Annotated in this window: 22 protein-coding genes, 1 tRNA gene, 1 pseudogene and 1 riboswitch; of the genes and pseudogenes, 18 read left to right on the top strand and 6 right to left on the bottom strand. The window is 49.1% G+C overall.

Features of this window, described 5'->3' with window-relative positions; translation table 11 throughout:
- Positions 1 to 1,115: 1,115 nt before the first annotated feature.
- The 12 genes from cbiB (at position 1,116) to H591_RS0113890 (ending at position 15,252) form a co-directional block, all read left to right on the top strand.
- Complete coding sequence (gene cbiB, locus H591_RS0113945) at positions 1,116 to 2,066, top strand: adenosylcobinamide-phosphate synthase CbiB (RefSeq protein ID WP_022967582.1); 951 nt, start codon at positions 1,116 to 1,118, stop codon at positions 2,064 to 2,066.
- Positions 2,063 to 3,076 (top strand): threonine-phosphate decarboxylase CobD, encoded by a 1,014-nt coding sequence (gene cobD, locus H591_RS0113940; protein ID WP_022967581.1) that lies wholly within the window; start codon positions 2,063 to 2,065, stop codon positions 3,074 to 3,076. The genes cbiB and cobD overlap by 4 nt, the downstream gene beginning before the upstream one ends.
- Positions 3,077 to 3,105: 29 nt before the next feature.
- A riboswitch (cobalamin riboswitch) is annotated at positions 3,106 to 3,311 on the top strand.
- A 160-nt stretch (positions 3,312 to 3,471) separates the two neighbouring features.
- On the top strand, positions 3,472 to 5,295 hold the full coding sequence (locus H591_RS0113935; protein ID WP_028244454.1) for a TonB-dependent receptor domain-containing protein: 1,824 nt from the start codon (positions 3,472 to 3,474) through the stop codon (positions 5,293 to 5,295).
- Positions 5,296 to 5,321: 26 nt separating this feature from the next.
- Positions 5,322 to 6,221: a cobalamin-binding protein gene (locus H591_RS0113930; protein ID WP_022967579.1), complete on the top strand. Its 900-nt coding sequence runs from the start codon at positions 5,322 to 5,324 to the stop codon at positions 6,219 to 6,221.
- Positions 6,222 to 6,260: 39 nt separating this feature from the next.
- Positions 6,261 to 7,220 carry a FecCD family ABC transporter permease gene (locus H591_RS0113925; RefSeq protein ID WP_022967578.1) on the top strand — a complete coding sequence of 320 codons (960 nt, stop codon included), beginning with the start codon at positions 6,261 to 6,263 and terminating at the stop codon, positions 7,218 to 7,220.
- Positions 7,220 to 7,996 (top strand): ABC transporter ATP-binding protein, encoded by a 777-nt coding sequence (locus H591_RS0113920; RefSeq protein WP_022967577.1) that lies wholly within the window; start codon positions 7,220 to 7,222, stop codon positions 7,994 to 7,996. Before H591_RS0113925 ends, H591_RS0113920 begins: the two co-directional genes overlap by 1 nt.
- Before the next feature lie 19 nt (positions 7,997 to 8,015).
- The gene (locus H591_RS0113915; protein ID WP_022967576.1) at positions 8,016 to 9,347 is read left to right on the top strand and encodes a cobyrinate a,c-diamide synthase; all 1,332 of its coding nucleotides are present in this window, start codon (positions 8,016 to 8,018) and stop codon (positions 9,345 to 9,347) included.
- Complete coding sequence (cobO, locus tag H591_RS0113910) at positions 9,340 to 9,951, top strand: cob(I)yrinic acid a,c-diamide adenosyltransferase (RefSeq protein ID WP_022967575.1); 612 nt, start codon at positions 9,340 to 9,342, stop codon at positions 9,949 to 9,951. The genes H591_RS0113915 and cobO overlap by 8 nt, the downstream gene beginning before the upstream one ends.
- Complete coding sequence (locus tag H591_RS0113905; protein ID WP_022967574.1) at positions 9,952 to 11,454, top strand: cobyric acid synthase; 1,503 nt, start codon at positions 9,952 to 9,954, stop codon at positions 11,452 to 11,454.
- Positions 11,451 to 12,149 carry a 5,6-dimethylbenzimidazole synthase gene (gene bluB / locus H591_RS0113900; RefSeq protein WP_022967573.1) on the top strand — a complete coding sequence of 233 codons (699 nt, stop codon included), beginning with the start codon at positions 11,451 to 11,453 and terminating at the stop codon, positions 12,147 to 12,149. Before H591_RS0113905 ends, bluB begins: the two co-directional genes overlap by 4 nt.
- Before the next feature lie 498 nt (positions 12,150 to 12,647).
- Positions 12,648 to 14,507, top strand: coding sequence for a sensor domain-containing diguanylate cyclase (locus H591_RS0113895; RefSeq protein WP_022967572.1), 1,860 nt, complete (start codon positions 12,648 to 12,650; stop codon positions 14,505 to 14,507).
- Between the two features lie 668 nt (positions 14,508 to 15,175).
- Positions 15,176 to 15,252: transfer RNA gene (locus tag H591_RS0113890), tRNA-Arg, on the top strand.
- Positions 15,253 to 15,550: 298 nt separating this feature from the next.
- Here H591_RS0113890 and H591_RS0113885 read toward each other — a convergent pair.
- A complete protein-coding gene (locus H591_RS0113885) occupies positions 15,551 to 15,769 on the bottom strand; it encodes a helix-turn-helix domain-containing protein (RefSeq protein ID WP_022967571.1) in 219 nt (72 codons plus the stop codon).
- A gap of 130 nt (positions 15,770 to 15,899) precedes the next feature.
- Between H591_RS0113885 and H591_RS0113880 the strand changes: the two genes are divergently transcribed.
- From H591_RS0113880 to H591_RS0113860, 5 genes are all read left to right on the top strand, one after another.
- Entirely contained in the window at positions 15,900 to 16,115 is a 216-nt protein-coding gene (locus H591_RS0113880) for a hypothetical protein (RefSeq protein ID WP_022967570.1), read from the top strand.
- Positions 16,116 to 16,127: 12 nt separating this feature from the next.
- The gene (locus H591_RS15535) at positions 16,128 to 17,348 is read left to right on the top strand and encodes an Arm DNA-binding domain-containing protein (protein ID WP_022967569.1); all 1,221 of its coding nucleotides are present in this window, start codon (positions 16,128 to 16,130) and stop codon (positions 17,346 to 17,348) included.
- On the top strand, positions 17,341 to 17,586 hold the full coding sequence (locus H591_RS0113870) for a hypothetical protein (RefSeq protein WP_022967568.1): 246 nt from the start codon (positions 17,341 to 17,343) through the stop codon (positions 17,584 to 17,586). Before H591_RS15535 ends, H591_RS0113870 begins: the two co-directional genes overlap by 8 nt.
- A complete protein-coding gene (locus tag H591_RS0113865; protein ID WP_022967567.1) occupies positions 17,586 to 18,512 on the top strand; it encodes a TraI domain-containing protein in 927 nt (308 codons plus the stop codon). Before H591_RS0113870 ends, H591_RS0113865 begins: the two co-directional genes overlap by 1 nt.
- A gap of 357 nt (positions 18,513 to 18,869) precedes the next feature.
- On the top strand, positions 18,870 to 19,637 hold the full coding sequence (locus H591_RS0113860; RefSeq protein WP_022967566.1) for an AAA family ATPase: 768 nt from the start codon (positions 18,870 to 18,872) through the stop codon (positions 19,635 to 19,637).
- On the opposite strand, the pseudogene H591_RS15530 reads toward H591_RS0113860, so the two are convergent.
- Positions 19,626 to 20,225: pseudogene (locus H591_RS15530) on the bottom strand (ISL3 family transposase); the annotation flags it as partial. The gene H591_RS0113860 and the pseudogene H591_RS15530 sit on opposite strands and share 12 nt — an antisense overlap.
- Before the next feature lie 555 nt (positions 20,226 to 20,780).
- Here H591_RS15530 and H591_RS0113850 point away from each other — a divergent pair.
- A complete protein-coding gene (locus tag H591_RS0113850) occupies positions 20,781 to 21,134 on the top strand; it encodes a hypothetical protein (RefSeq protein WP_022967564.1) in 354 nt (117 codons plus the stop codon).
- A gap of 877 nt (positions 21,135 to 22,011) precedes the next feature.
- Here H591_RS0113850 and H591_RS15525 read toward each other — a convergent pair.
- The 4 genes from H591_RS15525 to H591_RS0113825 form a co-directional block, all read right to left on the bottom strand.
- The gene (locus tag H591_RS15525; protein ID WP_022967563.1) at positions 22,012 to 22,833 is read right to left on the bottom strand and encodes an endonuclease; all 822 of its coding nucleotides are present in this window, start codon (positions 22,831 to 22,833) and stop codon (positions 22,012 to 22,014) included.
- A gap of 77 nt (positions 22,834 to 22,910) precedes the next feature.
- Complete coding sequence (gene umuC / locus H591_RS0113840) at positions 22,911 to 24,182, bottom strand: translesion error-prone DNA polymerase V subunit UmuC (RefSeq protein WP_022967562.1); 1,272 nt, start codon at positions 24,180 to 24,182, stop codon at positions 22,911 to 22,913.
- Positions 24,175 to 24,639: a translesion error-prone DNA polymerase V autoproteolytic subunit gene (gene umuD / locus H591_RS0113835; protein ID WP_022967561.1), complete on the bottom strand. Its 465-nt coding sequence runs from the start codon at positions 24,637 to 24,639 to the stop codon at positions 24,175 to 24,177. The genes umuC and umuD overlap by 8 nt, the downstream gene beginning before the upstream one ends.
- 573 nt (positions 24,640 to 25,212) lie before the next feature.
- Positions 25,213 to 25,430: IS66 family transposase (locus tag H591_RS0113825; RefSeq protein WP_022967559.1), on the bottom strand; the 218-nt coding region annotated here is incomplete at its 5' end.

Raw genomic sequence — 25,430 nt, 5'->3', positions numbered from 1 at the left:
ATGGTCTTTTGGTGTTTGCTGGTAGCTTTTTACAGCGCCATTTTTATCGTTTTTGCGAATCACTACTTCGAGCGCGGTTGCACCAATATCAATGCCAACAAAACTACTCATGCCTTTAATCCTCGAAGCTAATCAGTAATAATACTTACCGGTTCCCCGACCTCGCACTTTTTGCCTCTCAACCTTGCATATGCGAAGTCTCTTTTTGAGCTTCCGGATACTCTTCGAGATCAGCAAAGAGGCGGGGAGCCACTCTACATACGAGGTCAGTAAACTGCCTCAAGGTCGCCACGGCTTCCCCAGTAAATTGCTCTTATCTTAACGAATAATCGTTACTGACTAACATACAAGGTCGCCACTTTAGGGCGACAGTGGTGCCAGCAGGATTGGCTTTGTCGTCCATAAATAAACGACCTACCGGCGCTCTGCTGACCTAAACAAATGTACATCTGCATGTCTGATCTGCATCGCAACAGCGCAAGCCCTACAGCTGCTTTGGCAGCGCAGGCAGCCTGCCCGCAGCGGTTTGATGACTCAACAGGTAGCCCCTGTATGAGCTGGCCACGCCAACGACAGCATCTTAATTCAAAGTACGGTATGCACAGGCTTAGCGTTTTTAGCACAGCAAAGTAGCAAGGACGATATGCGCATGGCGTACCTTGTTCGTATCGCTTTTCCCTCAACGGGTCATCCTGACCCGATTCGGGGCTGCGCCATCCCTGGCTCCGCTGATCGTGATACGAACAAGATACTCATTGACCAGTGATATTGACTTTGAGCGCGTAGTACGACTCTTTTAAAGCAGACATTCCGTTGTGTGCAGCTGACTGGAACTGCAAAAGAGCAAACCCTACAGATGATCAACGAGTGCTTCAGGGTGGATGTGGTGAGCGAGCCAAGGATGGCGAGCGCCGGAGTTGAGCCCGGGATGGGCTCATCGACGGATTAACATCTGCCCGGAAGTACGTCATGCGTAGGCTTGGCGTTTTTAGCGCAGCAAAATAGCAAGGACGATATGCGCATGCCGTACCTTGTTCGTATTTATGTTGACCTACAATTCAACAGAATCAGGTAGGCTTGCGCGCCTGATTCTGTGTTTTCGTTAAGGACCTGCGGTGTCGTTATTTGTCTCTTTTATTGTCTGCGCCCTTGCGCTAACTCTCGACCGTATACTCGGTGAACCAGCGCGCTGGCATCCGTTGGTCGGTTTTGGGCGCATGGTGACGGCCATAGAAAGGCAGTTCAACACCCATTCTGCACGCCCTTGGCAGAGCATACTAAAAGGCTCGGCGGCGCTGCTGCTGGTGACGCTGCCAATACTCGGCGTAGCCGTATGGCTTTCTAAGCTGCTCGATGGTTTTTGGCTGCTAATCACGCAAGCCATTGTGCTGTGGCTGGCGCTATCGCTGCGAGGTCTAAGCGAACATGGGCTGGCGGTTGCCGAGCCGTTACACAGCGGTGATCTGGCCGCTGCCCGAGAGCAAGTCAGTCGTATTGTCAGTCGCCAAGCCAGCGCACTGGATGAACGAGGCGTGGCGGCTGCTGCGACTGAATCGATGCTGGAAAACGGCGCTGATGCCGTGTTTGCTAGCTTATTTTGGTTTCTAATCGGCGGTATTCCCGGTGTGGTATTGCATCGGCTGATCAACACGCTGGATGCGATGTGGGGTTATCGAAATCCGCGCTTTCTGTATTTTGGTCGACCCGCCGCGCGATTGGACGACATCTTGGGTTGGTTGCCAGCGCGCCTCACCGCCCTGACTTACACGCTGCTCGGTCAGCGCAAACTGGCGCTAGAGTGTTGGCGCAGGCAAGCATCGCACTGGGACAGTCCTAATGCTGGTCCGGTGATGGCAGCCGGTGCCGGTGCGCTAAATGTACGACTTGGCGGGCCTTCGCCTTATCCGACGGGGATCAAACAGCGCCCACTTTTAGGTGGCACACAAGCGGCTGATGCCGGCAGCATCAAGGCCGCCATTAATCTGGTACAGCATGGTGTCTGGCTGTGGCTGGGCGTAATTTTGCTGATAACACTTTTGCTCTGGACTATGGGATTCACAACATGATACTTGAACATGGTGGACGCCTAAATGCGGCAGTTAAACGCTGGGGAATTGCTCGCCAGCACTGGCTGGATTTATCCACCGGCATCAATCCGCTCAGCTGGCCTGTGCCCGAAATTCCTGCACATCTATGGCAGCGCTTACCAGAAGCCGATGATGGGCTGAACGAGATCATTCGTGACAGTTACGCAGCTCCCGCCCATGCAGATTGCGAGCCGGTGGCCGGTAGCCAAGCGGCGATTATGGCGCTGCCCCGTTTGCGCCAGCCCTGCTGCGTCGGCATTCCCGTTATCGGCTATCAAGAACATGCCTACCATTGGCGACAGGCTGGACACACAATTGTCTCGATCAGCGCCGCACACATCCATGCCGAAGGTGACGAATGCTGGCTGGATGAGTTGGACGTATTGGTGTGGATTAACCCTAATAATCCCACCGGTGAACGGATCCCTACAGCGACACTATTGCGCTGGCATGCCCGCCTGCAGCAACGCGGCGGTTGGTTGATTGTCGATGAAGCCTTTATCGACAGCACGCCGCAGTTCAGCCTGTGCGCCCACAGTGGATTACCGGGTTTGCTGATTCTGCGCTCGCTGGGTAAGTTCTATGGCCTAGCCGGCGTGCGTGCCGGCGCTGTGCTTGGCGATGCCACTATTGTGCAAGCCTTACGCAAATTATTGGGGCCTTGGACGCTCAGTGGTCCAGCACGCTATCTGATGGCGCAAGCGCTGCAGGATCTAGACTGGCAAGCTCAGACGCGCGCTCGACTCCTGGCTGACTCACAGCGCTTAGCCCATATATTACAAAGCGCTGGACTCTCACCGCTGGGCGGCACGGCCTTGTTTCAAACTGTTCAGCTCGACTCTGCCGCACAGTTGGCTGAACAGTTAGCCGCACAAGGCGTGCTGGTCAGATCCTTTGCCGAGCCTGGCATGTTGCGCTTTGGCCTGGCGGCCGATGAGCAACAATGGCAGCGTTTACAGAGCGCATTGCCCGCACAATTGGGCGATTAATGATTGACCCAACAACAGCACCTTGCTAGCCTGCGCCAGCGTTTTCAGGTGTTGTGCTAGCGTGTTAAGGGTTAGCACAATGAAACGGGAAGCCGGTTAAAATCCGGCACTGCCCCCGCAACGGTAAGTGAGTGATTGGCGACGTTACATGCCACTGTGCGCAAGCATGGGAAGGTGTTGCTGATCAGTTTATAAGCTCACAAGTCCGGAGACCGGCCTGTTAACACACCGAACGCTGCGGAGGGCAGTTGCGGTGGGTAAACACCTGTCGTTCTTAAGTGATTTCCCCACCTGCTATACCGCTCTGGCCTAACTATGGGTCGAGCACGCCTCCCTGTGCAGCACCTTTACTATCAGCCATACGGGTGAGTGTGGCTTGTCTGCAAGTGAGTTTTATGAACGTGTTCCGCCTCATCACCACAACGCTGGTGATTCCTTGTCTATTGAGCCCTCTATCCATCGCCGTGGCTCAAGACAGTTCCCCTAAGCAATTAGACCCCGTAGTAGTGACTGGTACCTACGGTCCTAAAACCGTGGGTGAGAGTCTGTCGTCTATTACGGTGATTGACGAAGAAGCGATTCGCTCGAAAGCACCGGCTGATTTTACCGAACTGTTGCGTGGCCAACCCGGCATTAATGTGACCGGTAACGGCTCCTTCGGCAAATCAACCAATGTCAATATTCGTGGTGTGCAGAACGCTGGTACGGTTTTCTTACTTGACGGTGTAAAAGTTCATTCAGCCACTGGTGGTGGCGCGCCTTGGCAGTTCATTCCAACCGACCTCATCCAGCGCGTGGAAGTGGTACGTGGCTCACGCAGTTCCCTGTATGGCGCAGATGCGATGGGCGGTGTGGTTCAGGCCTTTACCCTAGATCCGAAGCTCGGACAACGCGGCTGGATAGAAACAGGCGCAGGTAACTTTGGCACACAAAAAACCAGCGCAGGTATATCCGGCACTTCTGGCAATACCCGCTTCAGCTTAAGTGGATTGCACAAAGAAACGGACGGCACCGCAATTGTTGAGGACGGTGAAAACCAAGCCTTCCGTAATACTGCTGGACTAGGTCGGATTGTTCACGACTTTGATAACGGTGGTGAAGCCAGCGTTATGCTGTTGCAGTCGCAAGGAAACACTGAGTACGAGGGCGGCAACACCGATTACACCATCCGCACCATCGGTCTTGGGCTGACGATCCCGGTCAATGACTACTGGCGCAGCGGCATTCAGCTGTCTGAGTCACGGGATGATGAGAAATCATTCTCGGCGACCAGTACCAACAATTACAATACACGTCTGCGTCAAGCCCGCTGGGAGAACACCTTCTCTTACAGTAACCACGAATTAGTTGCTGGTGCTGAGTTTCAACAGGACGAGATCAACAGCAATATAAACTTCAACGAAACCAGCAGAACAAATAAAGCCGTTTTCAGCCAGTTACGGATGAACTTTGCTGACATTGATGCACAACTCAGTTTGCGCAGTGATGATAATGAAGCGTACGGCACCAAAGAAACCGGCGGCCTCGCATTAGGCTATAGCTTTGATAACTCTCATCGCATTCGTGCCAGTTACGGTACCGCGTTTCGGGCGCCTACTTTTAACAACCTCTATTACCCTGCCTCAACACCAACGAGCTTTAGAGGTAACCCTGATCTGAAGCCTGAGCAGTCAGAAACTTTTGAGCTGGGCGCCAGCGGCAATTATGAAAAATGGTTCTGGGATCTGGCCGTGTATCAAATGGACGTTGAAGACCTGATCATAAATGAAAAAATTAACGGTGCTAGTACACCTGTCAACGTTAATAAAGCACGCATTCGTGGAACAGAGCTGGCGCTGGGATACGAGCACAATGACTGGCGCACTGCTATCGCACTGACCTATATGGACCCAGAAGACCGTGAAACGGGTAAGCAACTGCGACGTCTCACCAAGCAAACTGCGCGCTTTGATTTGGATAAAACGATCGGAAACTTTGTAATTGGCGGCTCAGTGATTGCTGAAGGTGATCGTTATGATGATGCCGCGAACAAAAACAAGTTGAGTGGCTTTGCAACCTTAGACCTTCGCGCTGGTTGGAAATTTACGCCAAATTGGAGCACGCGTCTGACGCTCGCTAACGTATTGGATAAAGAGTATTCAACAGCGATAAAATCCAAGGATCTTAACTATATCGCAGCAGGCCGCACTGGCATGATGACGCTCCGTTACGACCTCTAATCCACCGCAAACAAGGGAATAAAAGTATGCGTTCTCGCTGGCTGAGTTTGAAAATCACCCTAGGCTTGCTACTCGGGGTTCTGGCACATCCGCTCGCCGCCAGCGAGACGCAACGCTGCGCTGTAGATGACGCTGGCAAACAGCTGTGTCTAACAGCTGCAGCCCAGCGCATCGCCACGCTATCGCCCGGCGCAACAGAACTGACGTTTGCAGCCGGTGCCGGTGACCAGGTTATTGCTGGTGTTAACTACAGCGACTACCCGCCGGCCGCGCGCAAATTGCCCTTGGTTGGCAACCACACCCGAATCGATGTGGAAGCACTGCTGGCACTTAAACCCGATCTAATTGTGACCTGGGTTACCGGTAACCCCCCTGCACAAATGGAGCTATTGCAAGAACTTGGCCTACCGATATTTGCTATTGAGCCGCGCACTTTTGACGGAGTGTCTAGCGCAATCGAAAGAATATCCACGCTGGCGGGCACAGAAACCGAAGGCTTTGCTGAAGCCGAACGTTTCCGCACGGATATTGCTGTGTTCTCTGAGCAATACCGCCACGCTGAACCCATCTCGGTGTTTTATCAGGTCTGGGAAACGCCGTTGATGACGATCAATAACGAGCATTTAATCGGCAAAGTGCTGCAGCTGTGTGGTGGTGTCAACGTGTTTGCTGATATGCCGCGTCTGGTGCCGCGCATCAGCCCTGAGGTTGTGTTAGAAGCAGACCCTGAAGTCATTCTGACCGGCAGTGTTGAAGGGGCCCGCGACGTTCAACTGGATCACTGGAAAAGCTATCCTAAGATGCGTGCCGTGGCTAACAACAACCTGTTTTATGTGCCAGCATCACCCATCTCACGACCAACGCCCAGACTGCTGGAAGCCAGTCGAGATATTTGTCAAAAACTGGATATTGCCCGTGACCGTTGATAACTCTGCTGGACTTTCACTAACACAGGCGCAGACCCGATGATGCGCTCTTTATTGGCGCTCAGCGTCATTGCTCTGGTCGCTACCGTATTGGCTCTAGCAATCGGCAGTGTCACCATCCCACCCTCAGAGCTCTGGGCGGTCATTCAGGGTAAAGGCAGCATGCTGCACAGCACTCTGGTATGGGAGCTGCGTCTACCGCGCGCCCTCGCCGCCTTTGCCACCGGAGGCTTATTGGCTGTGGCCGGTGCACTGATGCAAGTGTTATTGCGTAACCCTCTCGCCGATCCTTATGTACTGGGTTTATCCGGCGGTGCTGCGGTAGGGGCACTGTTAGCTATGTTGAGCGGAATGGGCGCGTTGCTGATCTCTGGCTCAGCCTTTGCCGGAGCCATGCTGGCCACGGTATTGGTGTTTGGTCTAGCGCATGGCACCGGTAGCTGGACGGCCTCGCGCTTGCTACTGACCGGCGTAGTGGTTGCCGCCGGTTGGGGCGCAGTGATTACTCTGATTCTGGCTCTCACCCCCTCTTACAAGCTGCCCGGCATGCTGTATTGGTTGATGGGCGACGTGTCCTACGCCCGCACGCCTTGGCCGGCGTTGCTGGTGCTGGCTTTAGCCATCGCTGTCATTATGCCACTTGCCCGTAATCTGAACGTACTGGCGCGCGGCTCGATGCAGGCCGCCGCACTCGGCGTATCAGTGCGTCCGCTGGAGTGGACCATCTACCTACTGGCCAGCCTGCTGACCGCAACTGCCGTAACCACGGCTGGCAGTATCGGTTTTGTCGGACTGATCGTGCCCCACATGCTGCGACTGGTGCTAGGTAACGATCAACGCATTATTTTACCGGCCAGTGCTTTAGCCGGTGGCATCTTGCTGGTATTGGCTGACACTCTGGCGCGCACGGTGATTGCACCCGAGCAGCTGCCGGTTGGCGTGATTACCGCCTTACTCGGGGTACCCACCTTCCTGTATTTACTGCACCGGAGCCGCTGATGAGTATCTTGCAGACCCGTGATCTGATCATCAATGTACCGAGTCGCGCTGACGGTTTCCCGCTCAGCATCTGTATTGAGTCGGGACAAGTCTGGGGCGTGCTCGGCCCCAATGGCGCTGGTAAAACCACCTTACTGCATACCTTAGCGGGGTTGCTGCCCGCGCGTAGCGGCCAAGTCTTCTTGAATAACCAAGCATTAATCGAACTCAAACGCCGCGCTATTGCACGACAGTTAGGCTTAGTGTTTCAGGAGCGCCAAGACAGCTTTCCTGCCACCGTATTGGAAACCGCACTGATTGGCCGTCACCCTTGGCTATCGCCTTGGCAAAGCGAGCAAGCAACAGACTTACAGCGTGCGCAACAGGCTTTGGCCACGATGGATGTGGATCATTTATCCGAGCGCTTGCTGAGCACCTTATCCGGCGGTGAGCGTCAACGGGTCGCAATTGCCACTTTGATGACTCAAGACCCCAATATTTGGTTGCTCGATGAGCCGACTAACCATCTGGACTTGCACCATCAGGTCAAAGTCATGAGCCTGCTTCGAGATCAGGCAACCTTAAACAAAACAGTGTTTATGTGTCTGCATGACCTGAACCTCGCCGCACGTTGGTGCAGCCATATTTTACTCCTATACACCAACGGTGATGCTTGTTGGGGTGAGGCCAAAACAATGCTACAACCGTCTGCTCTTGAGCAACTGTATAGCCAAAAACTGATAACTGTAGAGGTCGATGGCGCACCGGTGTTTGTCCCTGTGTGTGCCGGCCAATAATGATAAGAAGGGTGAACCTATGACTCGATCTGTACCAGCAGTAATGATTACCGCCCCTGCCTCTGGGCAGGGTAAATCGATGGTAACCGCTGCGTTGGCCCGCCTGCATCGCAATGCGGGGCGTAAAGTACGGGTATTTAAACATGGCCCAGATTATCTTGACCCAATGGTGCTGGAGGTTGCATCCGGCTACCCTGTTTATCAATTACACCCTTGGATGACCGGAGCAGACGAGTGTCGCTGGCGCTTAGCTGAGGCTGCGCAAGACGCTGATCTTATTTTGGTTGAAGGCTCGATGGGGCTGTTCGATGGCGATCCATCCAGTGCTGACCTAGCAAAGCTGATGGGTATCCCTGCTTTGCCAGTGATCGACGCTGGTGGCATGGCGCAGACATTTGGCGCTTTGGTGCTGGGGCTCGCAAGTTTTGATCCAGAGCTGCCTGTATATGACGTGATTGCCAATAAAGTCGGCAGCCCTCGCCATGCAGACATGCTCAAAGAAGGGCTACCGGCAGGTATCCGTCTGTTAGGTGCGATTCCCAGAAACGACGCCATGCACATTCCTGATCGACACCTCGGCCTGATGCAGCCGTCAGAGCTTGGCAACCTTGATCAACAGCTGGATGACGCCGCGCAAGTGCTCAAAGATGCTGGCCTTGATCAGTTGCCAAAAGCGGTAACTATCGCCGCCGCCGAACCCGCTGCTGCGCCAGGACCTTTGCTGGCCGGATTTCGGATTGCCATTGCATGTGACGCCGCCTTCAGCTTCATCTATCGCGCCAACACCGAGTTACTACTAGCGATGGGCGCTGAGCTGGATTACTTTTCCCCGCTGCTCGACTCCCAGCTACCGCCAGCCGATGCCCTATGGCTGCCAGGTGGTTACTCCGAACTCCATGCCAGTACTCTGGCCAATAACATTCCGATGCTGGAAGCCATTCGCGCCTTTTATCAGGCCGGCAAGCCGATACTGGCCGAGGGTGGCGGTCTGATGGCCTGTGCTGAGGAACTGGTGGATAAAGAGGGCATCGTCTACCCGCTACTAGGGTTGATTCCAGGTCGCGCAGCTATCGCAAAACGCCTGCAAGGTATAGGTCTGCACAGTTTAGATACGCAAGACGGCCAGATAAGAGGCCATACCTTTCATCGTTCCACGCTGGAAACAACGTGGCAACCCGCAACGCTTACACGCAAACAAGCCGGCAGCGGTGCTGAGGCCGTTTTCTGCAATAAAGGGTTGATGGCGAGTTTCTTTTACAGCTACTTCCCTTCTGCACCAGCGCTGATTGCCGCTATCTTTAAGGGCGAGCCGCTAACATTCGATAACAACCAGGAGAATACCCATGCATGATCGTATTAAAGACCCTGAGCGCCACGCCAAGCGTATGGCCGCTAAACAAAAAATCATGCAAGAGCGCATTGCCAACGCCGATAAAGAGCAAGGCATCTTGCTGGTTCTGACCGGTCCTGGCAAAGGTAAAAGCAGCTCCGGCTTTGGCATGGTGGCGCGAGCGCTGGGGCACGGCATGAAAGTCGGTATCGTGCAGTTCATTAAAGGTGCCTTCAGTACCGGTGAGCAAGCATTCTTCAGCAAGCTACCCAATGTCGATTATCACGTGATGGGCCAAGGCTACACCTGGGATACCCAAGACCGCGAGCAGGATGTTGCCTCCGCTAACGCCGCATGGGACATCGTCGCTGGCATGCTGAAAGACGACAGCTATGATCTGATTTTGCTGGATGAACTCAACATTGCCTTAAAGTACGAATACATTGATTTAGACCGCGTGCTCGACGACTTACAAGCCCGTCCCGAAATGCAGCATGTGGTGGTCACCGGTCGTAACGCCCCACAAGAGTTGATCGACATCGCCGATACCGTCACCGACATGCGCGCTATTAAACACGCGTTCAAAGATCAGGGCATCAAGGCACAAAAAGGTATTGAACTGTAAATGATCACCTTGATGATTCAGGGCACCACATCCGATGCCGGTAAAACGACGGTGGTGGCGGCTTTATGTCGCTGGCTGGCGCGTCAAGGCGTTTCTGTCGCACCCTTCAAGCCGCAAAATATGGCGCTCAACAGTGCCGTGACTGTGGATGGCGGCGAGATTGGCCGCTCTACTGCGCTGCATGCGTTGGCTTGTGGGATTGAGCCGCACAGCGATATGAATCCGGTGCTGCTAAAACCGCACAGTGATTGCGGTGCGCAAGTGATTTTGCGTGGGCAAGTGTATGGCAACATGGATGCGCTGGATTATCACGCTTATAAAGCTGAAGCTATGCAGTCAGTGATGGCGGCCTGGCGTGCGCTAAGTGAGCGTTATGATGTGATCATCGCCGAAGGTGCTGGCAGCCCGGCGGAAATCAATCTGCGCGCCAACGATATCGCCAATATGGGCTTTGCCGAAGCCGCCGATTGCCCTGTGCTGCTGGTCGGCGACATTGATCGCGGTGGCGTGTTTGCGCAGTTGGTTGGTACGCTCGACTTGCTGTCCGCAAGCGAACAGGCGCGCACTAAGGGTTTTATCATCAACCGTTTTCGCGGTGACCTGGCCCTACTCGAGCCTGGGCTGGACTGGCTGAGCGAACGCACCGGCAAACCGGTTGTGGGTGTTTTGCCTTATCTGCAAGGTTTAGTGATTGACTCTGAAGACAGCATTGGCACCAGCGGTTCCAGTACAACTGACGCGCTCAACGTTATAGTGCCGGTGTTACCGCGCATCAGTAATCACAATGATTTTGATCCGTTACGCCTGCACCCCAAGGTCAATCTGCAATTTATCGGCCCGGATCAGCCGATTCCGCCAGCCGATCTGATTATTCTGCCCGGCAGCAAAAGCACCCGCGCCGATCTGGCTTGGTTGCAAGCACAAGGCTGGCCGCAAGCCATCGCTAAACACCTGCGCTACGGCGGCAAGGTGCTGGGCATCTGTGGCGGTTTTCAAATGCTAGGCGAGCGCGTCGATGACCCTGATAGTTTGGAAGGCAAGTCAGGCAGCACGGATGGTCTGGGATTGCTGGCCATGACCACCACAATGGTTGCCGGTAAACAGCTCAAAGAAGTACAGGGTACTCTGCTGCTAGACAGTCATAACCCAACAACCCGTACCGTCTTCAGCGGCTATGAAATGCACAATGGCGTCAGTCAAGGCCATGCATTATTGCGGCCACTGACCTGCATCAATGGCAACCATGAAGGTGCTATCAGTGCCGACAACCAAATCGCTGGCACTTATGTCCACGGTATTTTTGACCAGCCTGCCGCCTGCGATGCCTTGCTGCAATGGGCCGGCTTAGATAGCGCAGACAACGCAGTAGACTATCAACAGCACCGCCTTGAACAGCTGGACCGTCTGGCCGATCAAGTGGAGCAGTGTTTAGACACGGACTGGCTGCGTGATCTACTAGGGTTGAATCCATCCACTGATTGCGGAGCAAGCACAGCACCATGACCGATCATAATCGTCCCTTTAGTGATGAAGAACGCGCAGGTCTTTATCGGGCTATCTATGAGCGTCGCGATGTGCGCTCACAGTTTCTACCTGACCCGATTCCGCGCCCAGTCTTAGCGCGCTTACTCAAAGCCGCGCACCGTGCGCCCTCGGTTGGCTTTATGCAGCCTTGGGATTTTATTCTGATCGACAGTCTTGAGCTCCGCCAGCAGGTGCTAGCCAGTTTTGATGAAGAAAACGCCAAAGCCGCAGACAACTACAGCGGCGAGCGCCAGCACACCTATCGCGGTTTAAAGCTGCAAGGCATTATCGAAAGCCCGCTCAACCTATGCATCACCTGCGACCGCAGCCGTGGCGGCACCCATGTATTGGGGCGCAATTCGATTGTCGAAATGGATTTGTTCAGCACCTGCTTGGCAGTACAAAATTTGTGGCTGGCGGCGCGCGCAGAAGGGATTGGCATCGGCTGGGTGAGTATTCTTGATCAAGATACCCTGGCTGATATTCTCAATCTGCCCGATCACGTTTATCCGCTCGCCTATTTATGCATGGGCTACGTCAGCGAATTCCTCGATCAGCCCGAACTCGAAGCCAAAGGTTGGCGCTCACGCTTACCACTGGAAGATTTGGTGCATCAAAATGGCTGGGGCGCGGGGTTGGATGATGAAGCGCTGTTGGAGCAACTTAAATCCTAACAACTGCTACTACGCTAGCTGAGTTACAACATCTTTCAGCTTACTGGCTCTATATCAGCTATAGGGCCAGTTAAGCTCGACTTACATCTCTAAAATTCCTCACGACACAGCCTCATACCCATCAGCGCATTTTCACAACCTGTGCATCCTACCTCCACCCAGCCGCTCTAGAACCTGAAAATCATTCAAGCGTTTTTAACCCTCATAAAAACCATACCTCAAGCAAACGAAGCCATTGCGAGCATAGGTATCGACGCAACTCAAGTGGTTGCAGCCATCCATCGATTCCTTAACACAATTAGCGGTTAAACAACTCATTCGCTGAACTCAATCTGTGCTGGCACATAGCCTTTACGGTATAATTTTTATAGGAGATGAACTTACTTAGATCTACGGCCATTTATAATTTACTTCCATACAAGCCATCTCTCTCAATGCTTTTAATGAAAAGCTGAAGTATTTCATCCTTTCCGTGAACACTTTTTCAAGAGATTAGGCATGCTAACGAAAATACATCAGCGTATTGGTCATTGGAAAAGCCTAGGTTTAGCATGGCTTCTATTTTTGGCTATTTTCATCATTTACTGGCTGCGTTTCATTGCCTCTCATCAAAACCATCTAGACGAAGCGGAACTGCAAGCAAAATTACGTGCGAGCCAAGCTGCACATGCACTCAGCACGCAAGTACATTCTCAGTTACTGAGTATTCATTTTGTTGTAGGCCACCTGGTTGAACACTGGATCAATCATGATGAAAAAACCTTTCAAAAACTGATCGACCTGGCTCAAGATGGTATTTTCAAAGGTACCCTCGACGTCATAGCCGTTACCGATGCTGAAGGTCATTTACTTTTTGATAATCAAACACAACAAGACCAACCTCTGCCTCAATTGTCTGTTGCTAAACGTGATTATTTCCAAGCCCTTGCGCAAGAGCAAAAACCAAGTTTTTTCATCAGCGCACCCGTACAAAACATATTGACTAAGCGCTGGACGGTACAATTCAGTCACAGCATGTTTAAAGATGGGAGGTTTTCAGGCGTCATAATCGCATCGGTCTCTGCAGAACATCTGTCAGATGCCTTTAAGCTTGTGTTTCCTAGTCATGATGACACAGTATTTCTTGTATTAAATGACGGTCACTATCTTGCTCGCACTCATGCATTGAGCGCAGCACTTAAGCAAAAAGTGCTCATCGAACGCAAGTTTCTTCAGCACAAAGACAAAAGCAGCGGGACTTATACGGCGGTATCGCCCATTGATAATGCAGAGAGGATTTATGCTTGGCATCGCATTCCAGATTTTAATGTCACGCTGGGCTTAGGTTTAAGCAAAGAAAACGTATTAACACCCGTGAAGCGCGCCAACCAAGAAAGTCTCGCACAAAATCTTCTAGGCGCCATTTTATTATTTCTTGCCGCTCTTTGGATTACGCGTTTGGTGTGCATCCAAACCAGACAAAATCAATCTTTACTGCAAACCAAAGTCCGCGTCGATACTTTACTCAAGCGCGCACCTTCTGGGGTTTTATTGATTGACGAAAACAACATTATTGTTAGAGCAAATACACAACTGTGTTCGCTACTTAATCTTGATACTGATCCACAGAGTCTCATAGGGATACACCATGAAGAATTTATAAGCATGCTTACCCAAGAACACATAACTTGGTTTCCCTTGGCCTCCAATGCACTAATACACAGCCACTTTAATGAAGTATCTGATTCTACTGGACTCTCACTTAAAATCGATTGGGTGCCGATTCAATATCATCAGAGCTCTTTAGGTGGCGCTTGGTTTGTTCAGGATATCAGCGAAAACAAACAAAAAGAGCAAGAGCTGCTGACTTTAGCAACGACTGATGCTCTTACAGGACTACATAACCGACGTAGTTTTCTCGATATTCTTCAACATGAACTCAAACACACTCAATTAAGTTTACCGGGAGCTTTACTCTCACTCGATATCGACCATTTTAAACATGTCAACGACACTTACGGTCATCCTGTTGGCGATTTAGTTATACAAAACGTAGCTCAAGTGATCCGCGACACGCTACGACAAGGTGACATTAGCGCTCGCGTAGGAGGAGAAGAGTTTGCGATATTAATCCCCAAAGCAACCTTGCAACAGGCGTTGCAATTGGCAGAACGCATTCGTGAGCGTATATCGGCAACGCCAACAATTACAGACACAAACACTATTTACGTGACCATCAGTATCGGTGCTGCACTGCTCTACGGGCATGATGAAAAAAGCGTGCAAGAGCATGCAGACCAAGCTTTGTATCAAGCAAAAAACTCTGGACGTAATCGTGTCTGTTATATGGAGCTGGCTGATTCTGAGAGTACGGAATAATAATCTCGCAGCTAAAAAGCAGGCTTTTTAGCAGTCGTAGCAACATATCTAGTCATTCTTCGGTAGCCCCACACCTATAATAAACAGGGCGAGAAACGAGCGTCCGACGACCGAAGGGTGTGAATTTTATGGTCTTGTTGCTGATTTCACTTGAACCAGAGCCCATAAAGCAGTGTAAGACAACGTGCCGCGATACAGCTAAAAAACCAAACACTGATAGCGAAGCCGCCAAGAAAACAGCCATGCAAATAGCAGTTAGCGACATGCCATTTTTTATTCACTATTTTTATGAAGTCAGGTGCCACATTACCGAGCATTAGCCCTCAATACCCGGCAACCAAAACACCAGCACTCCCAAAACAGGGTAATACCCCGTTTTTAGCATGGCCGTACTCAACCGGTCACGACAAAACTTCTGCTGTTTTTCGAGGGGGGTTACCCTCGTGATTGTTACCCTAAAGCTGGTACAGGCTAAGTGCTGCTCTTGGCAAGAAGCGCTCAACTGCAAACTTGTCAGCTAAGAGAGAAATATTTAAGCGATTGATTTGAAAAGGACAATGGCGCACTCGGCGGGATTCGAACCCACGACCCCTGCCTTCGGAGGGCGAGAGTCATAGCTTAAATCACTACTTACAGCGGTATTCATATTTGTGTATACTGCGCCCGCTGCACCCGTAGCTCAGCTGGATAGAGTGCCACCCTCCGAAGGTGGAAGCCACAGGTTCGAATCCTGTCGGGTGCGCCATTTCTCCTACCTCTCCAACGATTTACACTATCAAATTACTGGCCTATTACCCAGCCAGCCGAACCGTTTTCTCTACATTTAATTTATTACGATCAAGCTAAATATGACTTTTGCTCTAGATAGTCGCAAAACAGCTGTTTTTCGTTTGAGACCAAATTGAGACCACTTTGGGACCAGCCTTTTTTAGCGTCTATCATCTATTAAAAATAGTGACCACCGCCAGAGTTTTACGTTTTCTAGGCTAACTCGTGCTGCAAACACCCTAAAATATCCCGCACTGTTAAAACTCTTCAGTTTTCTACTCAGCACTTTGCTCCTCTTCGATCAGCTCCAGCAGATCACACAGATCACAATCTAAATACCGGCACAACTTCTCTAGCACATCAAACTCAACACGCACGGCTGTCTCTTGATACAGCCTAGTGATAGTACCTCTATTAATTCCAGTATCACGTGCAACGTCTGAAATCTTCAGTTTCTTCTCTCCCAGCAAACGGGATAAGTGACATTTAATCATCTCTAATAGACCTAAATGCTCTCCTGAAGCTAAAAATAGCTTGCAAAAGATTCTTTGCGGGTTAATATGTGCTTCAGGAGAGCAAATAACCCTCCCTTAGATTCTTTTACTTTACTTGAGGACGATGATTATGTCATTAACTTATCTAACGACTGTAGAACTTGCAGCACGCATCAAATACGACGCGCGCACCATTCGCAATCAACTTAAGGATTCTGTGCTGCTAGAAGGAGTTCATTACATTCGCCCATTTGGAGGACGCAAAATTCTGTACCTATGGGAAAAAATTGAAACTGACATGTTCAGAGCGCCAGCAATAGACACCTTAATGATGGGCATTCGCTAAGAGGAATAGACGATGGCTAGTATTAATGAAAGAAGCGGTTTGTTGTTCTTTGATTTTCGTTACAAAGGTCAGCGCTGCCGTGAGTACACCAAGCTAGATGACACGCTTGCGCACCGCAAACGTATGCAGAAAGTTCTAGAGCGAATCGAAGCTGAAATCACCTTAGGAACTTTTGTTTACCGCAATTACTTTCCGGCAAGCAAAAAGGCTGGTTTTTTTGACGAGCTTAATAGTAAGCAACAAGCGATGGATGGGATCAAAGCTGAGGAACAAGCTGATCTTTCACCCACATTTGCTGAGTTCACACAGACCTGGCTTTCAGAAAAGAAAGTGGAGTGGCGTGATAGCCATCATACGGCGGTGATATATGCGCTGGATGCGTACGCGCTACCTGCCTTTGGAGATAAAAAAGTCAGCGACATCACCAAAGCTGAAATACTGCAATTTCGTGCAACTCTCGCCAAAGAACCATTACGAAAAGGCAGCCCACTCAAAGCATCAACCATCAATAAGACGATGACACCTATAAGGATGATCCTCAATGAAGCCGCTGAACGCTATGAGTTTAACTCACCCTTTCGAGGAGTTAAATCGTTAAAAATCCAACGCGTAGATGTTGAACCCTTCACTTTAGATGAAGTGAACCAATTTCTTGCATGCATCCGACAAGACTTCCATGCCTATTACACCACTCGGTTTTTTACCGGTATGAGGACAGGCGAAATCGATGGCCTGCAATGGAAGTACGTTGACTTTGAGCGTCGCCAAATACTAGTACGCGAAACCGTTGTAAATGGTGATTTGACCTACACCAAAACAGACGGATCTCAGCGTGAAATTCATATATCGCAGCCCGTATATGATGCGTTGCAAGCACAGCATGCAATTACAGGTAAACAACAGTTTGTCTTTTGCAATCGTGACGGCAACCCACTAGATCATAGAAATATCACCACTCGCGTTTGGCACCCAGCATTACGACACCTCGGTATAAAGAGTCGCCCTCCTTATCAAACGCGACATACCGCAGCCACCTTATGGCTGGCTGCTGGTGAGACACCCGAATGGATTGCACGGCAGATGGGGCACACCACGACAGAAATGTTATTTCGTGTGTACTCACGCTACGTACCTAATCTAACTCGGCAAGACGGTTCCGCGATGGAGCGACTGCTTGCAGAGCAACTTGATAAAAATTCAAATCAGAAACAAAAGGAGCGCGCACATGCTTAATCCAACAGGCAGTACCTATCGTCGTTTAGCTAAGGCTATGCAGCATGCCATGCAAATCCCTGAGGGAGACGCGCTCATCTTTTTAATTGGCAAAGGCAGTGAGCACAACAACCTTGAAGCGCTAGAAACCTTTGTAAAAGAGACTATTTTAACGCTCGAAGATGAGTGCGGTGTAATCATGTTGCCGTTATTGCTTGATCGCTTAGAGCAAACACTGAACCACTGGAGTGCAGCGTAATGAATCAGTTTGAATTTTATTTAGATAACATCGAAATGACCACTTCGATTGATGTGACAGGCTGTATACGAGCAAGGAAATTGTATGCTCTGTCTCCACAGGACTCGAGTATTAGCGTTAGCTTTGCAAATTTAAATCTAAGTTGCTCTCTACGACTTGATGTTGATGATCACCCCGCATGCTTGGAGGTTTCTGGTGAGGTGCCCGTTTCTTTAACGCTGGAGCAGAATAAAACAGGTAATGGTTATATCGGTAAAAACTTAAAAGTGTTGCATAACTTCGAGACGTTTGAGCATCTGCCTTATAACTATGTTCCAATACGAGACTTACTCACAAATACGCAGCAGTGGCTAGACACATGCCCGTACGACACGTTAAAGAACTTTGCTTATCAAGTGCTTGGAAACCCTAGTATTGGTGGTTTGTTTTTTGGTATTCCAGCCAGCAAAGACAGGCACTTTAGCGAACCAGGTGGGCTGGTTAAACATAGCCTAGAAGTTGCACAGATGGTCTATGCCTCAACTGCATGTTTTGCAGAGCACGAACGCTGGCTTGCTGCAGTCGTTGGACTATTCCATGAGGTTGGGCGTGTACGCTTGAGTACGCCTGCTGGAGTACAAAAAGCAACAGCTGGCTTGGTGTCTTGTGAGGTTCTGAATTTTGAAGTGCTTAGCCCAGCTTTACAGCTATTTGAAAAAGAATGGTTGGATGGCGCAGAAGCTATTCGATACATGCTTGATAATCTTTGCAGAGTCCGTAAAAGCGGTATTCACTTACCGATTACTGCAAGCATTCGTAGTGCAGACTTGATGAGTATGATGAACAATCAGCGTGAACAAGCGTTTCAAGATAAACCGCAATCAGAGAAGTTTGCGCGTGTAGCTCACTCAGCTGCAGACATGTTCTGGCAGCCTAGCGCGCCATAACAGCAATCATAACTCCCTTGGCTTGCAATGAGCCAAGGGGATTCAATGTCGAAGCTCAAATTATTTTGTTCAACACTGCCTTAACACACCTACCTAACTGTAGAGTACAGCCTAATAAGCTGCTCTAGTCTGATCAGGATATCTGCTACCTTGTTTGTAAAAGACGTAACAAAACCGTCAACTCACTACAGCTTTTAAGCTAGAACACTGGCTGTGCTTTATCTAAGATGTTATCACAACGAACAATGTGCAAATCATTATGGTAAAAGCTAGATGAATAAGTCAGTAGCAACAGTACGAGCGCGGTCAAGGTGAGCTGGAGAGTCCACGCAGTCACAACATCAGGGAAAGAACAAGATGAGTCAGTACCTTTTAAGCTTTGCCAGAGATAATCTTGATAGCAAACCCAATGCCTACCTGGCACTCTTTTGGTGTCTGTACAAAGCCAACAAAAGCAAGGGACGTTACTCTGAGCACATCAAGTCTTACTTAACTACAGCAGCTGATGATCTGATTGAGAAGGACTATCAACGTATCGCCTTACGCTTCAAAAAAGTACTGGACTCTAAGCCTGAGCTTGATTGGGTCGCCCCCTCAGGATTGAGTCCATTAGCATCTCTGCAAGTGAAAAACTTTAGAGGGTTTGGTGAGCTTGCATCCGATGACAAAGGAAGTTATCTAAAATTTAGCAAAACCAAAAATATATTTTATGCCCCAAATGGTGGTGGAAAATCTTCGTTGTGTGAGGCATTAGAATATGGCACCACAGGACATATAAAAGAGGCAGATAGACGCAAAACTAAGGTTAGGCAATACATCGAAAGAGGAGCGACGAAGATGTCGCTCTCCCTTGTAGGAATGGATAAAAAACCCATTACTCAAAGCATCACTTGGACCAGCTGTTTTATTGATCGTAATCGCCTACAAGAATTTTCACTGCTTGGATCCAAAGATACCGGTAGCTCCGAGAACGACGTTATTGCCACTTTATTTGGTCTTGAAGAGCTCCAAGAAGTTGTAGAACGGTTTGTGAAGCCTGGAAGCTTTAATCTAAATGAGTTCCTTCGCCAAGATCAAGCAATCTCTCTGGATAGCATTGACGGCTCTTCGCATTTAAGGGTGTAGCTGATTTCTAAACCCTCCTGACTTCAGCAAGCACCTAGCTATGTAATTGGTTAAATTTCTAAAGCCTAGGGCGGTACATCGTAAGTGCTCAAGCCGCCCGTTGATAGCTTCTGTTGGACCGCTGCTGGTTCCTGGCCGGTCGAAGTAAGCAAGGATGCTCTGAGCGTATTTTTTCAGCGTTTTCCCCAAGCCTTTCACCTCGATGAGCGCTTTGGGTAAGTCAGGGGCTGTAATGATCTTTATAAGCTCTTGCATGAGTTTTTTACCACGCCCTCGATCCGGCTCGTTGTAGGCGCTGACCACCCGTTGGTACATGTTCCAGGTGCAATCCACTTCAAGGTGGTGTTCATCTGCAAACAGCTGGAACAGTTGCTTTTTGTTGGCGTCAGACAGGTAGCTGATCCGAGTTAGTAGCGTTCGACGGCTTTTGTAGAGCGGGTCGTTTTTACGCCCTCTGCGGCCCAGGATGTCGTGTTGCACACGCCGGCGGCATTCATCCAGCATGTTGCTTGCCCAGCGCACGACATGGAAAGGATCCAGCACGGTTTGGGCTTGAGGCAGGGCTTCTTGCGCTGCAGATTTAAATCCCTTAGGAGGGGAGAAATATCTACCTGTCTAGCATTAGATAAAAATACGTAAATATGCATAAAATACCAACATCGCACTAAATGGCAGTAATTACATTAATCTAGATAGATATATTTGTGACACTTAACGTTAATCAAATCGGGCTCAAAACAAAAATCATAAAAATTTGTCACAAGCTGGTCTCACTAGAAAGACCTATATTGACCACCCTCCAACCACTTTTCTACGACCAAGACGAGCAATGACACTGACCCTTCGCTTCATTATGAGCAAGAACGACCCATCAGCCGAGCAAAGCACACCAAACGCACTTATTTAATATCATTCCTAACGCACCAAGTAGTGGCATAACCGCCCCTGCAATCACTTGCATCTCAAACATGTCGCAGCTTTTTTACTGTAGAATTCCACCGCCCCGCCAACCTCTAATTTCCGAGCATTAATTGTTCACATTATCAATTAGTGCCAATTCTGGATTAGAGCTCAAACCTGCAGGCGGACCTTTATAAATAAATCTTGCACAACAAAACGCCAATAACCCCTAAGGATATGGACATGAAAAAATTAACACTGGCTATAATTTTAAGCGCTGTAGTCATATCGGGCTGCACTGTACGCGTAGCAGATATGACGGTAGCTAGCACCAAAAATTACAACATTAACGCTGCTAAATTTATAAAAGGCAAGCGCGTTACAGGTGAGGATACCTACCCAGTAATTCTGTTTCCATTAGGAATCCCGAATGTTAAAAGCGCCATGGATAATGCTATCGAACAAGACAAGTGCGCTGTCGGCTTATCAGACATGGTCATAAGCCAACTGAACCATTCGTTTCTGGTCGGCAGGATTGGTTATCGCACTGAAGGCGATTTAATCATCGATACCTCTCAACCAGGATGTGGCAACTGAACACCGCCCCATAATATACCCAAACCCAAACCCTAACGAAACTGGCTTTTAATTACTTATAACTACCGCTTATTGTACGTTTTAAAAGCCAGCCATCACGAATTACTATATGCATGCAGCATCCAAACGCTTAGATATGACAAGCTACCGTTATAGCCAGAGTAACACTGATCGATTGAGGCAAAACGACTACCTAACCCCACGACCACGACGACTGACACTAACCTAAAAACACTTGTGGAAATTTATGTATTGCACCATCAGGGCAAAAACTAGCACACCTGCTTGATACTTGCAGCATGTACGTCAGTGGCGCAGTATCAAAACTATAATATTTATCGAAACCGCTGCGCTCACCAAGCGCTTGAACGGACTGCTGGATGTAGTGGTAAAGTAAAACTAGCCACCGATTTATAGTTAATCCAGTAATTTTCTCAGCTTGATTTTCAGCCTGTCTAAACCTCATATATCTGTTCATCGGCTGCGTTTAGGTCAACCTGCCAAGATAGATTGGGGTGTATAAAACTCAAACAAACATCTATTAATGACACTTGTAGACCAGATCACTTGCCTTGCTTACAGAGCAAAATAAAATCTCATACAATTAGTTACAACCTACCTAAAAACCGTATTGTACGTAAAAATAGATAGTGATAGATTGTGACAAAATTATATTTAGCCCTAGGCGATGCACTCGATAATATGAGCGCAGTCGCCACTCTAAACAGGCGATCTATGCAACCAACACCCTCCCCTGGCAAGCTGGCACAACTACTCAGCGCTGACAATCCGCATTACGCCATGACACTGCAGATCGAGTCCATATTCAATATAGATATGGCATTTCCTGCACCACGCAATCTGACGGAAGAGTTGCTTAACCTGCTGCCATATGTACATCCCACGAATTAGCTGAGTCGCTAGTTATTGATCCTGCAATACCTTCTCTGCTGTTGCGATGCCCAAGCCTCCAAGCACGCTTGCCAGTCACAAACTCATTGTGATGGCCCATTACACGAGCAATGCGCCGATCACGCTCTAATTCCCACGGAGTCACGGGATATTGCTTAGACCACGCTATGAATAATTTCTGCTGCTGGTCACTCAATCGCAAACCATAACGATCTGCCATATAGAAATTGATCCGAGCGATCTTCCCTTTAACATCATCTCTAGGCTCAAAGACGCGCTGTTTGAAGGCAACCGTACTGCTGCACTGTCCGTGCTGTTTTTTGGAGTTAGGGAGAACACCAAACCTATAATTGGAGCGATCTGCGTTCAACTCGCCAACAGAAACCGTCAAGTTATGTAAGTCAGCTTCCATTAAATTAAAAACGGGATCAGTTTTGTTACAGTTTTTGCGTCCGCCGTTTTGCCAGCATTGGCGTTGTTGTCCAAAATGGCTTGCAGCGAACACATGTTCAATTTCTGTACGCTCACCTCTATTCGGAATCGCTCGGACTTCATACCCGCAACGCTTAGGATCAATTCGTCCGCCTGAACGCCCAACCCATTCCCAGTCACAGCCGCAGTAGATTGTTCCAGAAGCACCATTACTGTTTTGGTCAAAGTAGATTTGTTCTTTCAGTACAACCTTGGCTTTGGAGAAAGTTGTTGGAGCTGTTCCAAATACAGTCGAAGAAAAAAACAGCGCTAATGATAACGCTATGAAATTTGATTTAATGAAGCGGGGAAGCATTATTAATTCCTATTTAACTCTCTGTGAGCCGTCCTGAAGTGTCTTTGATGGAGGTTTTGCTGTTGTTAGTCTAAAGCTCAACGAACTGTTGGTAAGTCTGTCCAGCGAGTTGTGTACGCAGGGGACAAGTGCTCACGCTTCATGCTCCAAGCGCTATTCATACCCTGCCGGGCAAGAAACACACGTCCAAGTCCGCTCTGATTGATTTCATCAAGCACTGCCATGAGCTTTGTACTGTTAGGACGCTTTGTTACATCATCAAACAGCCCAGGTTGATAGGTGTTTTGATCATAGAAGTCGGAGAGCATCACGCCGCCTTTGTTGTAGCTATACCCTTCACGCCAAATGCGTTTTAACAACTGCATGGCCAGCTCATTTAAGTCTCTCGTGTCATCGCTTGGCAGGATCAACTCACCTGTAGCCGAGTTACTGTAAGCCTCTTGGCTCGCATTAAAAGGACTGGTCTGCACGAACACCGTTATCACCTTGGCTTGCTGCTTTTCTTGACGGAGTTTTTCACTTGCGCGAGCGGTGTATTGAGAAATGGCTTCACGCATCTGCTCCAGCTTTGTGATTTTGGTACCAAATGAGCGACTGCACATTATTTGCTGCTTGGTTGCAGGCACTTCCTCTAACTCAAGACACGACTCTCCGTTTAGCTCACGAACAGTACGTTCGAGCACAATTGAAAACAGACTTCGGATTGTTGCGTGAGAACAATTAGCGAGGTCAAGAGCGGTCTTAACACCAATGTTTTCAAGTCGTTTGGTTAGTTTTCTGCCAACACCCCAGACATCACTTGCGGGAGTGATGGCCAGCAGTCTTTGCTGGCGTTGATGACTTGTCAGGTCTACAACACCGCCTGTGGCCGGGTACTTCTTCGCCGCATGGTTAGCGAGCTTTGCTAGGGTCTTAGTCGGAGCTATGCCAACGCACACGCCTATACCAGTCCACTGTTCTATGATTTTCTTGATTTCTTGCCCATGCTCAAGCAATGAAACAACGGGACCAAAACCAGTGAGGTCTAAAAATGCTTCATCAATCGAATACACTTCTACACGTGGAGAAAATCTTTCGAGGGTACGCATCACTCGGCTACTTAGGTCAGCGTACAGAGCATAATTGGATGAAAAGGTCTGTATATTGTGCTGCCGTATTTGATCCTTAATCTGAAATACAGGCACACCCATTTTGATACCAAGTTTCTTTGCTTCTTTTGAGCGTGCAACAACGCAGCCATCGTTGTTGGATAACACTAAAATAGGAGTGTCTCGGAGATCGGGACGGAATAGCTTTTCGCAGCTTGCATAGAAATTATTGCAATCTACTAACGCAAATACCTTACTCATTTTTGGCTGAAGATTTACGGCGTATATGACGTATCACGTTAGTCACCACGCCGAAGATATCGAGAGCGCTGCCCTCGGTAATCTCAATTGCTTGATAAGCCTTGTTGCGCGGTACTAGACGCACACTTGGCCTTAGCTCCAGCTCTTTGACTGTGAACTCTCCATGTAACCCCGCAATTACAATATCGCCATGTTCAGCTTGTATTGAGCGGTCGACGACTAGAATGTCACCTGGATAAATGCCTGCCTCGATCATTGAGTACCCTTCGACACGAACAAAAAATGTAGCTGCAGGGTGCTTAATGCACAGCTCATTTAAATCCAGGGTTTGCTCAATGTAATCCTGCGCAGGCGAAGGAAAGCCCGCGGAAACGCGCTCAAGGAACAGTGGAATCTCTAATTTTTGCTCGTTTAGATAGCCAGCATCGTAGCTTTGGGCAATCAGAGAAACATGCATTGGAGCCTCACAAAACAAAATAACTGTATATTTTAACAGTATCCGGTATTGTATTTTTTTCTACAAGAAAGAGTTTGAAAGGAGCTGATACGGAGTGGGATTCCGCATCAGCTATGAAGCATAAAACTTCGTATTGACCTGATTTTGTGATCGGCCTTATTGATTCAAAGCTGCCTTACGGCAGATTACATCGCTTGAAAGCCTGCTAGCGGCATACCCACCTTCTAAACTGCCTTACGGCAGATCACTAGACAATATTACATGCAAACCAAGGCAGTACAAACACTTAAGCAATATAATTGCTTTTTACCCTATTATTTGTGCAATCGGTAAGCTACTGATTTATATAGCTATATCTTCACCTTTAGTAAAAGGGTAGTTGGCCACCCCTCAGAACCTATTTAAATGTGCTATCTAATAGGAACCATTCAATAGCGAAAATTTGTGCAAGCTCATCTGCGTAAGCACCTCTAGCGTCTAGCTCGCTAAGCACTTCTTCAATCTCGTACACCGTAAGCGTAACAACACCCACACCTAGCACAACTGCGATCATTCGTTAGAGCATACCGATGCTTAGTTGAGTTTGATATTCCAAGGCGAGAGCGAGTCGATATGAGCAGCGCTGGTATGCGGTAGTTGTTCGAACAACGCTTGAAGATATACAGCAGGTTGCAGGTCGTTGGCTTTGGCTGTTTCAACGAGACTATAAAGAATAGCACTGGCTTTGGCGCCGCTGCGGGTGTTGGAGAACAACCAGTTTTTACGGCCAATCACAAAAGGTTTGATCGCAC

Origin of the sequence: Denitrificimonas caeni DSM 24390 (assembly GCF_000421765.1) — a bacterium.
Classification (GTDB): Bacteria; Pseudomonadota; Gammaproteobacteria; order Pseudomonadales; family Pseudomonadaceae; genus Denitrificimonas; species Denitrificimonas caeni.
This window is presented reverse-complemented; position numbering and strand designations above follow the sequence as displayed.